Source organism: Pseudomonas sp. NFACC46-3 (genome assembly GCF_900114515.1).
GTDB classification, from domain to species: domain Bacteria; phylum Pseudomonadota; class Gammaproteobacteria; order Pseudomonadales; family Pseudomonadaceae; genus Aquipseudomonas; species Aquipseudomonas fluorescens_Q.
Genome location: NZ_FOTH01000007.1, coordinates 154,285 through 169,609 on the forward strand (window position 1 = coordinate 154,285; position 15,325 = coordinate 169,609).

The 15,325-nt window shown below is 62.5% G+C and carries 14 protein-coding genes; all 14 read right to left on the reverse strand.

Annotated elements, in window-relative coordinates; translation table 11 throughout:
- Positions 1–134: 134 nt before the first annotated feature.
- The 14 genes from BM300_RS10610 to BM300_RS10675 all read right to left on the reverse strand — a co-directional run bounded on the left by BM300_RS10610 (position 135) and on the right by BM300_RS10675 (position 15,308).
- On the reverse strand, positions 135–3,230 hold the full coding sequence (locus tag BM300_RS10610) for an MdtB/MuxB family multidrug efflux RND transporter permease subunit (protein ID WP_092462821.1): 3,096 nt from the start codon (positions 3,228–3,230) through the stop codon (positions 135–137).
- Entirely contained in the window at positions 3,227–4,543 is a 1,317-nt protein-coding gene (locus tag BM300_RS10615; protein ID WP_072347187.1) for an MdtA/MuxA family multidrug efflux RND transporter periplasmic adaptor subunit, read from the reverse strand. Before BM300_RS10615 ends, BM300_RS10610 begins: the two co-directional genes overlap by 4 nt.
- A gap of 177 nt (positions 4,544–4,720) precedes the next feature.
- Complete coding sequence (gene tpx, locus BM300_RS10620) at positions 4,721–5,221, reverse strand: thiol peroxidase (RefSeq protein WP_063321348.1); 501 nt, start codon at positions 5,219–5,221, stop codon at positions 4,721–4,723.
- A 127-nt stretch (positions 5,222–5,348) separates the two neighbouring features.
- Entirely contained in the window at positions 5,349–6,020 is a 672-nt protein-coding gene (locus tag BM300_RS10625; protein ID WP_063321349.1) for a DUF3313 domain-containing protein, read from the reverse strand.
- Between the two features lie 92 nt (positions 6,021–6,112).
- Positions 6,113–6,607 carry a hypothetical protein gene (locus BM300_RS10630; protein ID WP_063321350.1) on the reverse strand — a complete coding sequence of 165 codons (495 nt, stop codon included), beginning with the start codon at positions 6,605–6,607 and terminating at the stop codon, positions 6,113–6,115.
- A gap of 99 nt (positions 6,608–6,706) precedes the next feature.
- Positions 6,707–7,204, reverse strand: a complete 498-nt coding sequence (locus tag BM300_RS10635) for a GNAT family N-acetyltransferase (protein ID WP_063321351.1) — start codon at positions 7,202–7,204, stop codon at positions 6,707–6,709.
- Positions 7,205–7,347: 143 nt separating this feature from the next.
- Complete coding sequence (locus tag BM300_RS10640) at positions 7,348–8,328, reverse strand: LysR family transcriptional regulator (RefSeq protein ID WP_092413014.1); 981 nt, start codon at positions 8,326–8,328, stop codon at positions 7,348–7,350.
- A gap of 200 nt (positions 8,329–8,528) precedes the next feature.
- Positions 8,529–9,473: a peptidylprolyl isomerase gene (locus BM300_RS10645; RefSeq protein ID WP_092462823.1), complete on the reverse strand. Its 945-nt coding sequence runs from the start codon at positions 9,471–9,473 to the stop codon at positions 8,529–8,531.
- Positions 9,470–9,949 (reverse strand): YbjN domain-containing protein, encoded by a 480-nt coding sequence (locus BM300_RS10650; RefSeq protein WP_063321354.1) that lies wholly within the window; start codon positions 9,947–9,949, stop codon positions 9,470–9,472. The genes BM300_RS10645 and BM300_RS10650 overlap by 4 nt, the downstream gene beginning before the upstream one ends.
- A 22-nt stretch (positions 9,950–9,971) precedes the next feature.
- Positions 9,972–10,619: a DNA repair protein gene (locus BM300_RS10655; protein WP_092143672.1), complete on the reverse strand. Its 648-nt coding sequence runs from the start codon at positions 10,617–10,619 to the stop codon at positions 9,972–9,974.
- Positions 10,620–10,634: 15 nt separating this feature from the next.
- Positions 10,635–12,326, reverse strand: coding sequence for a putative porin (locus BM300_RS10660; RefSeq protein ID WP_092413018.1), 1,692 nt, complete (start codon positions 12,324–12,326; stop codon positions 10,635–10,637).
- A gap of 39 nt (positions 12,327–12,365) precedes the next feature.
- Positions 12,366–13,070, reverse strand: a complete 705-nt coding sequence (locus BM300_RS10665) for an energy transducer TonB family protein (RefSeq protein WP_092413020.1) — start codon at positions 13,068–13,070, stop codon at positions 12,366–12,368.
- 2 nt (positions 13,071–13,072) lie between these two features.
- Entirely contained in the window at positions 13,073–13,498 is a 426-nt protein-coding gene (locus BM300_RS10670; RefSeq protein WP_072398773.1) for an ExbD/TolR family protein, read from the reverse strand.
- A 10-nt stretch (positions 13,499–13,508) separates the two neighbouring features.
- Positions 13,509–15,308, reverse strand: a complete 1,800-nt coding sequence (locus BM300_RS10675) for a DUF2341 domain-containing protein (protein ID WP_092413022.1) — start codon at positions 15,306–15,308, stop codon at positions 13,509–13,511.
- Between the last annotated feature and the right edge of the window lie 17 nt (positions 15,309–15,325).

The window sequence follows — 15,325 nt, forward strand, 5'->3', positions numbered from 1 at the left end:
CATGCAGCACACACTTTTGTGGCGAGGGAGCTTGCTCCCGCTTGAGTGCGCAGCACTCACAAAAAGGTCTGCTGCGCAGCCCAGCGGGAGCAAGCTCCCTCGCCACAGGGTGTGCGTCCGGCCCACGCTAAGCGTCATGCCCGCACCTCTTTCCCTTCTGGCTTGGCGAAGCGGCGTCCGAGGCGATCGAAATACAGGTAGATCACTGGCGTGGTGAACAACGTCAGCACCTGGCTCACCAACAACCCGCCCACCATCACCAAGCCCAGGGGCTGGCGCAGTTCAGCGCCGGAACCGGTGGCGAACATCAGAGGTATTGCGCCGAACAAGGCCGCCAGGGTGGTCATCAGGATCGGGCGAAAGCGCAGTAATGCAGCCTGATAGATCGCCGTCTGCGGGTCGACGCCCTGGTTGCGTTCGGCGTCGAGGGCGAAGTCGATCATCATGATCGCGTTTTTCTTGACGATGCCGATCAGCAGGATGATGCCAATGATCGCGATCATGCCCAGGTCATTGCCGCTGAGGATCAAGGCCAGCAAGGCGCCGATGGCCGCCGAGGGCAAAGTGGAAAGGATGGTGATCGGGTGGATGTAGCTTTCGTACAACACGCCCAGCACGATATACATAGTCACCACCGCTGCCAGGATCAGCAGCAAGGTACTCGACAGCGACGCCTGGAATGCTTGGGCTGCGCCCTGGAACTCGGTCTGCACGCCCACCGGCATGCCGATGTCCCGCTGGACCTTTTCGATCACGTCCACCGCATGCCCCAGGGCCACGCCCGGCGCAAGGTTGAACGACATCATCACCGCCGGAAACTGGCCAATGTGGGCAATCGCCAGTTGCGCCTGGCGTTCTTCGACCCGAGCCAGGCTCGACAGCCGTACCTGCCCACCGTCGGTGGTCTTGACGTGAATCTGGTCCAGCGCCTGGGGCCCGATCCGTTCCCCGGCCTGGGCCTGCAACACCACCCGGTACTGGCTGGCCTGGGTGTAGATGGTGGAAATCTGCCGCTGGCCGAAGGCGTCATAGAGCGCATCGGTGATGTTCGACACGGAGACGCCCAGGCGTGAGGCGGCGTCGCGGTCGATCACCAGGTAGACCTGCAAACCCTTGTCCTGCAGGTCGCTGGCCACATCGGTCAGCTCCGCCTGTTGGGCCAGGGCTTCGACCAGGCGCCCGCTCCAGAGGCTGAGCAATTCGGCGTCCGGCGACGATAAGCTGAATTGGTACTGGGTCCGGCTGACCCGGTCTTCGATGGTCAGGTCCTGCACTGGCTGCATGAACAGGCGAATGCCCACCAGCCGATCCAATTGCGGCTGCAAGCGGGCAATGATCTCGGTGGCACTGTCATCCCGTTCACTGTGGGGCTTGAGGTTGATCAGCAGGCGACCGCTGTTGAGCGTGGCGTTGTCGCCGTCCACGCCGATGTAGGATGACAGACTCTCCACCGCCGGGTCCGCCAGGATCACTTTCGCCAGTTGCTGCTGCCGCTCGCTCATGGCGGCAAAGGAGATCGATTGCGGTGCCTCGGAAATGCCCTGGATCACCCCGGTGTCCTGCACCGGAAAGAACCCCTTGGGCACGGCCAGGTACAGCACCACCGTCAGTACCAGGCTACCCACCGCCACCAGCAGGGTCAGCGGCTGGTGCTTGAGCACCCATTGCAACTTGCGTCCGTAGGCGGCGATCAACCAGTCGATCCAGGCGCCGCTGGCGCGGTAGAAACGGCCCTGCTCTGCTTCCTCGGGCTCACGCTTGAGCAAGCGGGCACACATCATCGGCGTCAGGGTCAGGGAGACCACCAGGGAAATCAGAATCGCCACCGCCAGGGTGATGGCGAACTCGCGAAACAAGCGTCCGACCACGTCGGCCATGAACAGCAGCGGGATCAACACGGCGATCAGCGACAGCGTCAGGGAAATCAGCGTGAAGCCGATCTGCTTCGCGCCCTTGAGCGCGGCCTGCAGCGGGCTGTCGCCCTCCTCGATGAAACGAGCAATGTTCTCCAGCATGACGATTGCATCGTCCACCACAAAACCGGTGGCGATGGTCAGGGCCATCAAGGTCAGGTTATTGACGGAAAAACCGGCCAGGTACATCACACCGAAGGTGCCGATCAGCGACAACGGCACGGCCACCGACGGAATGATCGTGGCGCTGACGCGACGCAGGAACAGGAAGGTCACCATGACCACCAGGGCGATGGCGATCAGTAATTCATGCTGCACGTCGGTGACCGAAGCTCGGATGGTCTGGGTGCGGTCGGTCAGCACGGTGACATCCAGGCCGGCCGGCAAGTTGTCGGTGATGCTCGGCAGCAGGGCCTTGATCCGGTCCACCACTTCGATGACGTTGGCCCCCGGCTGACGCTGGATGTTCAGCAGCACGGCCTGGTTTTCATTGGCCCAGGCGGCAAGGCGTTCGTTTTCGGCACCGTCGACGATCTGTGCCACGTCCTTGAGCCGCAACGGCGCGCCATTGGCGTAAGCCAGGATCAGCTCGGCGTAATCCTTGGGCGAGGTCAACTGGTCATTGGCGTCAAGCATCGAGACCCGGGTCGGGCCGTCGAAATTGCCCTTGGGCTGGTTGACGTTGGAGGCACCGATCAGCGTGCGCACATCCGCCAGGTTCAGGCCGTTGGCCGCCAGGGCCTCGGGGTTGACCTTGATCCGCACGGCCTGGCGTTGGCCGCCGGCGATGGTGACCATGCCGACGCCGCTGATCTGGGCGATTTTCTGCGCCATGCGGGTGTCCACCAAGTCGTTGAGCTTGGGCAGCAGCATGGTCTTGGAGGTGATCGCCAGGGTCAGCACCGGGGTGTCGGCCGGGTTGACCTTGTTGTACACCGGCGGTGCCGGCAAGTCCGTGGGCAGCAGGTTGGTGGCCGCGTTGATCGCCGCCTGCACCTGCTGCTCGGCGACGTCCATGTTGATGTCGAGGTTGAAGCGCAGGGTAATCACCGACGCTCCACCGGAACTGGTGGAGGCCATCTGCGTCAGGCCCGGCATCTGCCCGAACTGGCGCTCCAGGGGCGCGGTCACCGCGCTGGTCATCACATCGGGACTGGCGCCCGGGTACAGGGTCATCACGCGGATGGTCGGGTAATCGACCTGGGGCAAGGCCGACACCGGCAGCAGCCGATAGGCGATCAGGCCGGCCAGGATGATCGCCAGCATGCTCAGGGTGGTGGCGACCGGGCGAAGGATGAACAGCCGCGAGAGATTCATGCGCCGCCCTTTTTCGCCTTGTCGGCCGCAACCGGCTCTGGGGGCACCGCTGCGGACTTGCCCTGCAGGTGCTCGGTCGGCGTGGTGGGCACTTCCTGGCTGTCGCTGACCACTTCCACTTCACTGCCTTCCTTCAAGCGATCGGTGCCTTCGAGCACCACCCGGTCACCGGCGGCCAGGCCTTCGGTGACCACGGTATTCGTACCGTCGCTGGCGCCGATCTTCAGCTTTTTGATGGTGACCTTCTTGTCGCCCTCCAGGGCATAGACGAAGGTGCCATTGGTGCCGAACTGAATGGCCGCCGTCGGCGCCAGGGTCACGCCTTTGAGGGTGTCGGCCAGCAGGCGGACATTGACGAACTGATTGGGAAACAGCGACTGGTCGCGGTTCTCGTAGCGGGCCTTGAATTTCAAGGTGCCAGTGGTGACATCGATCTGGTTGTCCAGGCTTTGCAGCACGCCGCTGGCCTGCAGCTTCACATCGCCCCGGTCCCAGGCCTCGACGGGCAGTTTCGCCCCGCTGCGATAACGGGCGAGCACCGTGTCGAGGTTGTTTTCCGGCAAGGTGAACACGACGCTGATGGGTTGGGTCTGGGTGATGACTGCCAGGGCCGTGGTGTCGTTGGCCGCCACCAGGTTGCCGATATCCAGTTGCCGCAAACCGACCCGCCCGGAGATGGGCGCGCGGATCTTGGTGAATTCTAGGTTGAGCTTGGCGTCGTTGACCGCCGCCTGGTTGGTCTTGACCGTGCCCTGGTACTGGCCCACCAGCGCCGCGGCGGTGTCGAGGGTTTGCTTGGCAATGCTGTCTTCGGCGTACAGGCCGCGATAGCGCTCAAAGTCTACCTGGGCATTTTTCAGCTGGGCCTGGTTCTGCAACAACGTGCCTTCGGCCTGGAGCAAGGCGTTCTGGTACGGACGCGGGTCGATCTCGGCCAACAAGTCCCCGGCCTTGACCATCTGCCCCTCTTCGAAGGCGATCTTGACCAGTTCGCCCCCCACGCGGCTGCGCACGTTGATGGTATTGAGCGCGGTGACCGTGCCCAGCGCCTTGAAGTACAGAGGGAAATCCCCGGTCACCGCCGGCGCCACCCGTACCGGAATCGGCCCCGTCGCCCCACCGAACCCTGGCCGCATGCCACCCGAGCGCCCCATGTGCCCCGCCGCGGCCTTATCCCCTGCCCCAGGCTTCTGCGCCGAGCCACTGGGCCAGAACTTCCAGGTCAGCGCCGCGACGACCAATACGATGAACAGGCCGAACAGCCAGCGACGGGAATTGCGGGAAACAGAGGATTGCATGGAGTGATCAACCATTGGACGCGTGGACTTCTTTTACGGGAGGCTGAACGATAAGCACTGGCGGGTGTTTAGCAAAGCGCCTTTACCGGCAATTTACGTTGGGCTTACCTTTCGAATAGTCAGCTAAGACGTTGAAGCACAAAAGAAAACGGCCTGGACAGGGCCAGGCCGTTAACAATTGTAATAAATACCTTATTTCAGAACGGCCAGCGCAGCGTCGTAGTTCGGCTCTTCACCGATTTCCTTGACCAGTTCGCTGTGCAGCACGGTGTCGTTTTCGTCCAGCACCACCACGGCACGGGCGGTCAGGCCTTTCAGTGGGCCATCGGCGATCGCCACGCCGTAGTCCTGGATGAACTCGGTACCGCGCAGGGTCGACAGGTTCTGGACATTTTCCAGGCCTTCGGCGCCGCAGAAACGCGCCTGGGCAAACGGCAGATCGGCGGAGATGCAGAGCACCACAGTGTTGGTCAGGCCGTTGGCCTGGGCATTGAACTTGCGCACGGAGGTGGCGCAGGTCGGCGTGTCGACACTTGGGAAAATGTTCAGCACTTTACGCTTGCCGGCGAAGTCCTTCAGGGAAACGTCCGACAGATTGCCGGCAACCAGGGAAAAGGCTGGCGCCTTGCTACCGGCTTGTGGCAACTGGCCGTTGACTTGGACCGGGTTGCCTTTGAGGGTGACTTGAGCCATGAACGGATTCCTTCTGACAGGTTTGAAAAAGGTGAAGGCCGGAGTTAACCACGAAATGCTTGCGCGACCTATGGTTGGACATAAAAAGTCGTGGTTTGGACGCCGGCGCGTGAGGTTGCGGCGGTGGCTATTCAGCCTTGAATTTCAGAAACGACTGATGCAAATCCGACGCCCAGCCATCGATGACCCCTTTGACGTCATCGGGCTTCATCACCTGGGACTCGTTGGACAACGGCTTGCCCGTGCCTTTGCGCACCACCTGGGCGACCACCGCGTTGTTGCCACCGTCAAGAAAAACCGCTTCGGTGCCCAGGGTGGTTTCCTGGTCGCGAATGCCGCTTGCCGTGCTCACAGCGGCCGCCACCAGCGCAATCGGGATCACCTCATACGGTTTCAAGCCTTCGGTCTTGCTGCCGACAGCCGTGATGGCCGCGCGCATCACCAATACACCCGGCCCAGGCGCTGTCGCCAGGGGCAAGGATTTTCCTGCTTCCCGCTTGAGGGCCTGATCGTAGTAGGCGGTGATACCCGACAGCGTCGCCTGAGGGATCTTCTCGGTCGGCTGCGGCTTGGGGTAAAGCTGTGTCGGCTCGATATAGAGACTGGTGTACTTGCCTGGGTCGATCTTCGGATCGACCCAACGCATCACCTCGGCCCCCGACGGCGACTTTTCTTCCTTGAGCCGACTGTAATCCCCCAGGAACCCGGAGTACTCATCCGGCTGTGTGACTTTGCTGGAGCAACCCGCCAAGGCGAGCGAGGCAATGCAAACAGTGCCGATCATCGACGAAAACTTCATGCTGTCACTCCTGTAAGCCACACGAGGCGGGGCCGGAACTACAGGTATAGCCAATGGACAGGTTTTTGCCTGCTCTGAAAAGAATGCGTGATTCAGCCGCGCTCGCGCGGTATCAGGCTCTGCAACTGTTGTGCGAGGAAGTTGGCATCGAAGGCAAACGTGTCGGGGTCCTTCAACCCGTTGGTCCGGCGCCATTGCCATTGCACCGATGGTGGTTGGCAAACCAGGGAAATACTGCCGTGACGGGTCGCGGCCAGGCCAATGATCGACAATGAAATCAACCCACCTACGCCCATCACCTCCGGTACGAATTCCACCGGCCTACCGGTAATGGTCAAGGTCAGTTTTTCAGTCTTGAAACCGGACGTCTCTACCGGCTCACTCGGCCCGTGCGCCACATACGTCTCACGGCTCAGTTCCAGCAGACCGAGCGCCATGACAGGCGCCAGCCATTGCTCGATTTGCCCATACAACGCCTTGATCTGCTCTGCCCAAACCGTCGACTGGGCCTGGTGCAATTGTTTCTTGTGCGCTTCGCTGTCGGCGTAGTGACGAAGCATCTCGCCCAATTGCTGTACATCGTCCATGGGCCGGTCCTCGATTAAGGGAGTACTGCGAAGAGCGATGATGACAGGTTCAAGACGTTGGCGTACGTAAAAGCCCTCTTTGCCTGCGAGCTGGGCCCTTCAGCGCAACCGTGCCATGGCCAGGGTGTCCACCCAGCGTCCGTCACGCACGGCGTAGTCGCGCATCAGGCCTTCGGTTTCGAAGCCAAACTTGCGGTACAGCCCGATGGCCGCTTCGTTGTCGGCGTACACCGTCAACTCGACCCGCCGCAGGTTCATCCAGTTGTCCGCGACATCCAACGCGGCGGCCAGCAACATCGAGCCCACACCCTTGCCCTGCCAGGCGACCGCCACGCCCATGCCGAGGCTGCCGCAATGGGCACGACGCACGCGGGAAAACTGCTCCAGCCCCAGGTTGCCGATGACTTCACCCTCGTGCAGGGCCACCAGTTTCAATAAACGCTCGTCGTCCATTGCCAGGCGCTTGCGCCAGACTTCGGTGGACTGGAAAGGCATCTGCAGCACCTGGCGAGTCACCGCCGGATCGTTGTAGAGCGCGGTGACACCGGCGATGTGGGTTTCAGTGAAGCGTACGAGGGTGATCGATGATTCGGACATGCGGCTCCTCCCTGGAGACGGTACAAGGCCGATCACTATAAGCCGCACCAGGCACTACGGGGAACCTGTGGGAGCGGTGGTTCAGTTGGACGCCGCTATCGCGAGCAAGCTCGCGCCCACAAGGGCGAGACACCTTTTTTCGATTATGCCTGGAACCAATCCCGGCGCTCATCCAGCGTGTGATGGATCAGCTCACGAAGCATCTGCACCTCTGGCGAGCCTTCGGCCTGGACACTGACGGCCATCCACAAGTGCCGCTGCATCGACAAGCCGAACACTTGCGGCAATGCCACCAGGCCTCGGTCGAAACGGCTCATGTACTGCGGCAACAGGCCGATGCAGGCGCTGCAGCGAATCATTTCCAGCATCAGTTCGTAGGATTGCACCTGCACCACACCGGCCCGGCGTTGTTCTATCAGGGCGTTCCACGGGGCGAAGCCGTCTACGTGTCGGTCCGCCTGCCATTGCACCAGCATGTAATCGTTCAGGTCGTCCAGGCAGTCCGGGCGCGTGGCCGATCGGGAGTAGCGCTTGGCAATGTGCGGCACATAGTCCAGCCGCGCCAGGCGATCCGCAGGCAACGTGGCGAAACTCGGCCCCTGCCCCAACGTGTGGGCCTCGCTCAACCACAGCACCAGGTCGGCGCTGACCGCTTGCAGCGCCAGGTCACTGTCCAGGGTAATGATCTGCAGTCGCACGCGGGCATTGCGCCGTAGCAACGAGATCAAGTCGCGTCCCAGGATGTCATGCAGAATCGACTCGGCCACGGCGAGGCGAATCATGGGTTGTTCGTTCAACGGTGGCGCGCTTTCGTGGGCCAGAGTAATCAATCGCGCCTGCAACTGCCGGCCTTCGCGAGTGAGGGTCAAGGCGCTGCCCTGGAAGCTGAACAACGAGCGTTGCAGCCGCGTCTCCAACTGCGCCAACTGCTTGCGCAGAAAGGTTGCCTTGACGTTGAGGCTACGGGCCGCTTGCATGAAGCAGCCGCAACGGGCACTGACCAGGAAACACTGCGCCACCTGCGGTTCAATACCGCCGGCCAATGTCAGCCAGGGATCGGGGACACGCAACGGCGTGCGGTATGCGGTGACAGCCTGGCGTCCTGCGGGCTCGGTGAAGGTCATGGGTGACTCCCTGTCGGTTGTACGAAGTGGCGAGGGGATTTATCCCCGTGGGTCGCGAAGCGGCCCCCTTGGCTTTAAATCCATCAGGTCTGACACTGGGATATTGATAGGGGCTGCTACGCAGCCCAACGGGGATAAATCCCCTCGCCACAAAGAAATCCTCTTGCCACAAAGGTGTTCACATCAAACAAAGTACTGGTCTAAAGCCCCTCCTCCAGCACCTTGCTCAACTGCGCGCCATCGATGCTCAATGTGGCCGTGTCGAGCATACCGTCCAGGTAGGCCTTGGCGATCTGTTCCTGGCGCTGGGCGCGCAAGGCCTGGGTCAGGCGTTCGCGGACTTCCTCCAAGGTCGCTTCCCGGGCCGGCTGTTGATCGGTGAGCTTGATGACATGGAACCCTGCCGGGCTCTGCACCGGGTCCGATACCGCGCCGACCTTCAAGCGTGCCACCGCCTCACGCACCGGCGGGACCAGTTGCTGCAACGGCTGGAAACCACTGTCGCCGCCGCGTTCGGCACTGGTGCGGTCCTGAGAGAAACGGCTGGCCAGGGCGGCAAACTCGGCGGGTGACGCCTGGGCCTTTTTACTCAGTTCCGACGCTTGCCGGCGCACCGCCTCTACGGTTTGCCGCTCGGTGGCTGCCAGGAAAATCTGGCTGACGCGGTACAACGCCGGTGCGGTCCAGTTGGCTTTCCCGGCGTCGTAAGCCTGCTTCAGTTCTTCGTCACTGGGATACCCGGCCGGCACCTGGCTGACCGACTGCATGTAGTCGCGAAACACAATTTGCTCAGCCGCCGCTCGCGTCTGCCGCTGCACCTCGGGCCGCTCGCGCCAACCCTGGGCGTCGGCCTGCTCCAACACGGCCTTTTCCGCCAGGCGCGCACGGATCCAGCCTTCCAGTGCAGCGCGATTGCCACGCATTTGCTGGCGAACCTCCGGGGCCAGTGCGGCCAGCAAGGTCTTGAGCTCTTCGGGGCTGACCTGCTGGTTGCCCAGTCGGGCCAAGCTCGGCGAGTCGGCCGAAACAACGCTGGCGGTCTGTACCGCGGCGACCGGATCGCTGCCCGGCCGCAGGCCCAGCACCAGCGCCACGGCGATCAGCCCCAGCGCGGCGGCGCTGATGACGAAGGTCGGCTTTTTCACGATGCGACGGCCTCCTCCGATGGCGCTTCGACTGGCTCGGCCGGGGTTTGCAGGTGCGCCGCGTTCTGGCTGTACTCACGCAGGTAGACAATGAACTCCTGCAACAGGCGGTCCCACAGTTCCAGGTGGCTGCGCAGATGATCGGCACTCACGCCCGCCGCAACCACGACGTCCATTTCCATCACCAGGAATTCGCCTTGCAGCGACAACCGGGCAAAGCGGCGCGAGGCGTTCCACAACGCCACCAACCCAACTGGCAACTCGCCCTGTACCCGCAAGGCACAACTGAACGTGAAGTCCAGGTACTGGCCAGCTGTCGGCGCAGGATTACCCAAACGCACCGCGAAGCCGATGCCCTGGCTGGCACTGAGCAGCTGCACGATACCGTTCTGCTCGGTTTCATTGACCCGATAGCCCGCGGCCTGCAACCACTCGGTCAGGGATTTTGCACCAACGTATTCAATCATTGAGGTCATGTTCGCTTCTTCCTTGTTCTGTTCAGTGAGTGATCGAGGCCTGGGGGGCATCGAAACGGTTCTTGTAGAGATCATCGCCAAACCCCTGGGCCAGCTCTTCGAAACGTACCCGGGCCTTGGCCGCGAACGGCTGGCGGATCTTCACGATGTCGGTCACATCAATGGTTTCGTAGGCATGCAGCAGCGCCTTGGCGACTTCGTACATTTGCTGATTCTTGACCGAACATTGCTGCACTTGTGTGTCACGCTCGGTCAATTGCGCCTCCAGGCGAGCGCGCTCGGCCTCTTTGCCGCGAGCCAGGACCAGCAGCTCGTCGTAGGCTTTCTTGAACTTGCCAATTTGCTCGTTGCTGGCCGCCACCTGGGCCTGGGCCTGGCTTTGCAGGTTTTGCTGATGCCCAGCCAGTTGCTCATTCAGGCCCTGGGCCTTGGTCAGTTGTGCGGTCAATTGCTTGATCTGCGCCTGGGCTTCTCTGGCCTGGCTCTCGGCAGCCTGGCGAGCGGCGCTGGCCTGGGCCTGCTCGCTTTGCAGGGCCTGCAACTGGGCGGTGGTGCTGCGCAGTTGTGCCCGCAGCCGCTCTTCCAGGCCTTCGCCATGAGCCACGCCACTGAGCAGCAGGCCCAGCACCAATAACGCGGCCGGGCATGGGTATTTGGCTCGCCTTTTCATGAGGCCTCCCTGCGCTTAGAAGCGCGTGTTGATTTCAAGCTGCAAGACATCGATGTCGTACGGCGCGCCGTACACTGCTTCGGAACTCAACCAGCGACCGGTGGCGAAGACGTTGCTCGCCAGGCCATAGTTGCCACCCAGGAAATAACCCTTGGCGTTGGTGCCACCCAGATGGAATGACGAATCGTTGAAGCCGTCCGGCAAGGCATCGGGCTGGATGTACTTGTAGCCGGCGAACAGGTTCCAGTCGCCCTCGCGCTTGAGCTCCAGGGAGTTGCCAAGGGTGAACTGGAGCATCCAGGCGTTGGCGCCGCTTTCCACCTCGCCATTGCTGTCCAGGTTGTTGGCGAACTGCCCCTCGGAGCGCTTGCGCATCTCGCCTTCGTCGTAGCCCAAGTTGTGGACGTAGTGGGCCTGGCTGCGCAGTTTCAGGTCTTCGGGAAGATCGGTGTCCAAGGCCAGATTCAGGTCCAGCAGGTTGAATTCCGAGGCCAGGCCGACGTATTGCGGCTGTGGCGTGGTGGACGGGTTGAGGGGATTGGGCGTGATGTCACGCAACAGGAACACGGTGTTGCCCTTTTGCATGAACGCAACGCGTGAACCGTCGCTGTCGCAGCCTGGATCACCGGCCCAGGGCTGGCACGGCGAAGAACGCTGGCCTTCGATGTCGTCGAAGCGGTAATAGGCCAACGCGCCCTTGATCCGGTTGCTGTCGTTGATGGCCCAGTTGGCCCCCAGTTGCGCACCGTACAGCCACTTGTTGTCGCTCTCTTCCTTGTCGCTGCCATTGCTGGTGCTGGTGTCGTTGGTGTACTCCACCGGGAACGCGCCAACGGTACCGAACACGCCCCAGTCCTGATTGAGCTTGTGGTTGAAGTTCGCCGCCACACCGTCGAAGTTCAGGTCACCGGAATACAACAGGTCGGTGGAGAAAAACGGGTTGGCGAAACGCCCGCCGGTGAGGGTCAATTCGTCCGAAGGCTTCCAGGTCAGGTAGCCCTGGTCGAGCCAGATGTCTTTCTTGCCAAAGCCACCACCGAGGGTCTGAGTGGTGGACACCGGGTTGTTGTCCGAGCCGGTGCCGATGCGGATGCCCGCCGTCCATTGCGGGGCAATCACGGCCTTCATGCCAAGACGTGCGCGCAGGCGGAACAGGTTCTCGCGGTCTTCACGGGTGTTGAGCAACGGCGGCAGGCTGGAGCTGCTGTTGGGGTTGACGTCGTAGGGCCCCTTGTCATTGAGCCGGGCGAAGTCGACGATTTCGTTGCTGTTGGTGCCCGAGTAATAGCGCGACTCATCCCGCAGGCGAATGTCGCCGTCAAAACTGATGCGCGAGACCCAGTCCGGGAAAGTATTGGGTTGGGCCCAGTTTTCCTGCTTGGCGGTGGCCATGACTTCAGCCTTGACCTGGTCGCGAATCTGCTCACGCACAATGTTCGGCACGTATTGCACCCGCACGTCCCCCGGCGCACCGGCCGGCGTCGCGGCGACTGCCGTGGCGGCTTGGCGGGCCTGCACGGCTTCCCGTTCAGCCTGGGCGATCAAGCCATCGGCCTGATCCTGTTTCAACACGCCCTGCTGCACCAGCAGGCGGATCAGATTGATCGTGGCGTTTTCCGAAGGCGCCGGGGCGGCGGCCGCGTGCCCGGCCAGGCTCAGGACCACCAGGCCGATCGCCCACGATAATCGATTCACATTGGAAATCATCTGCACACAACTCCTGTTGGCAAACTTTCAAATAGTCGGTTAACCCGGCCGCCGTCCCTGCAAGGACAGGCGCACGGGTAAAGTCAGGGAGGCCGGTGGCCGTTCACTCAAATGGGGTGCGGCACGCAGGGCGGAAATCACTTGTTCGTCCACCTGCGGGTTGCCGCTGGACTTGACCAGCTCGACCCGAGTGATTTCGCCCACGGCACTGAGCCAGACATCGGCCTGCAGCGAGAACGCCAGACTGCGCAGGTCAGGGTTTTCCCGCAGCAAGCGCTGGAAGGTGAACGCCAGGAACTGGCTGTAAGTGCCATTGCCGAGGCGTCCGCCCCCTGCCCCGGCCATGCCACCGCCCTTGCCGGCACCGATGTTGAAGGCGTCATTGCCGGACTGGGCATCGCCGTCCATCTGCATCGGATTCGCCAGGTCATCGACTGGCGACGGCGGCGCCTCTTCCTCGGGCTTGACCTCTTCGGGCTCCGGAGTCGGCTCTGGCTCGACCACCTTCTCCTCGACCTGAGGCTCCGGCTCCTTGGGTTTCTCCGGCGGTGGTGGGGGCGGAGGCGGCAACGGGATGATGGTCGGCACCTTCGGTGCTTCACGGCGCACGCCACTCATGTCGTTGGCCCACTGCCACAGCAGCCAGGCCGCGACGGCGACGAGCACCAGGCCGGCGGCCCACTTGAGCAGGCGCAGCGGCGAGGTCTTCACCGGGGGCGGATCGATGGGAAGTCTGGCGGTCATGGTCAGCCCTGGCTCGGTTTGCCGGTCACCAGACCGACCTGGGACAGTTCCAGACGCCGCAACAGATCCAGCACTTCGATGACTTTCTGGTACTGCACCGTGGCGTCGCCGCGCACGATGATCGGGAAGTCCGGGCTCTGGGCCTTCTCGATGCGCAGGCGCTCTTCCAGCTCGGCCAGGGTCACCGGGTAGGCATCGAGGAACACCTGCCCTCCGTCGTTCACCGAAATCGCCTTGGTCTTGGCCTCGGACAACGACACCGAGGCACTGGCCTTGGGCAGGTTGATCTGGATACCCGACACCTGGGCCGTGGCGGTGAGGATGAACATCACCAGCACCACCATGAGCACGTCCACCAGCGGCGTGATGTTGATGCTGTCGACCGCCGCGTCATCGTCGTCATCGTGTGAAGCGTTTACGCTAGCCATGGCGATTTCCTCAGGCCGGTACGGACGATGGGGCGTGATGATTGCGCCGATGCGCCGCTTCACCGGACTGGCCTTCGCCGTGCATCTCCGCCAGGCGCGTGATGAACTCGTCGACGAACACGCGCATGTCGGCGCTGACTTCCTTGTTACGGGTGATCAGGCGGTTGTAGCCAAACAGTGCCGGGATCGCGACGAACAGCCCCATTGCTGTGGCGAGCAATGCCGCGGCCATGCCCGGGGCAATGGCGTTGATGTTCACGTCACCGGCCATGGCCGTGCCGAGGAACACCACCATGATCCCCAGCACGGTGCCAAGCAGGCCGATGTACGGGCCGCCGGCGATGGCGTTGGACAGGGTCGAGAGCTTCGAGCTGAGCTGCTGGTTTTCCCGGGTACGCACGCCATCCATGGAACAGCGGATCGCTTCGATGGTGGCCGCCGACACCGACGAAGTGTCGGCGCCTTGCTCGCGACGGGTGCGGATTTCCTTGACGGCCACCAGGTACAGGCGCCACAGCGACGAATGTTGCAGGCGCTGGGCGAGGTCCTGGTCGTCGGCGAACATTTCCAGGCGCGTGCCGATCCTGGCGAATTGTTCACGGAAGGCTTCGTTGGCCGCGCTGAGACGGCTGACCATGCGGTTCTTGCGGATCATGATGATCCACGACTGGAACATCATCAGCACCAGCACCCCGATGATCACCCAGGCGTCCATCGGCACGGCGTTGAGCAGGAAACCCAGGCTGCCGAAACCGAAGCCGGACTGCTCTTCATCGACGCCGTAGGCCACCAGTTTCGATTCGGCGCCCTGGGCATTGGCGTCAGCCAACAACAGTGGCGCCGGGCGGGCGACCTTGGACAGGCGCGCTTCGTCCATGGCCCCACCAAATGGCGCGAAGGCACCGGCGGAAACGTCTGCGCCCAAGGCCATCGGCGAGTTGAACGCGGGCATCGCCACCGCCAGGCTCGCGGTTTCACGCCCATTGACGTAGAGCACGACCCGGTCGCCCGAGGCGGTCAACGCCAGGTGCTGCCACTGGCCAGGATTCAGCGGCTGAGTCGAGACCGCACGCTGGTCATTGATCGCAACGAACGGCACACCCTGGTTCACGCCAATCAACAGGCTGGTGGTGGCTTCGCGACGGGCCAGGATGATCTGTTCGCCACTGGCCTGGTCCTGACGCAGCCAGGTACTGAAGGTGAACGCCGCACCGGCACTGTGTTGCAACGAAGGGCTGGCGGGCAACAGTAGCGGCTGGCCGTTGAACTGCAAGGCATGCCCGATCACGCCGTCGATGCTGACACCGACTGCGCCCTGGGCATTGTTGCCGTAGGCCGTGGTATCCCGGGGCGGTACACCGGTGGCGCCTTCAAAGTGATACAACGCGGTGTAATCCGGGTCGAAGGTCAACTGGCCACTGCCTGTGGCTGGCGCCTTCTGGTTGCCGTAATACATCCACATGTCCTGACGCTGACCGCCCTCCACATTGGGCACATCGACCCAAATCAGCGCCATGCCCATCAGCGGGTCGAAGCTTTCGATCTGGTGATTGAGCACGGTCTTGTCGTCGGCACTGACGAAGCGCAGGTCCGAGCCGTCTTCCTTGACCCCGTCGAAGGTGAAGTTGCCGGTGTGCAGGCGCACCAGCAACGCCGTGCGTCCCAAAGCCTGGGCGATGGCGGCGCCCTGGGGGGTGGTGTCCACCGAAATCTGTTTGCGATAGTGCCAATCGTCCTGCCACCAGGCATTGGCGGTCGCCGGAAGCACCAGCCCCAGGCAGATAAACAGGGATAACAGTAAGCGTTGCATGGACATGACTCCTGGGT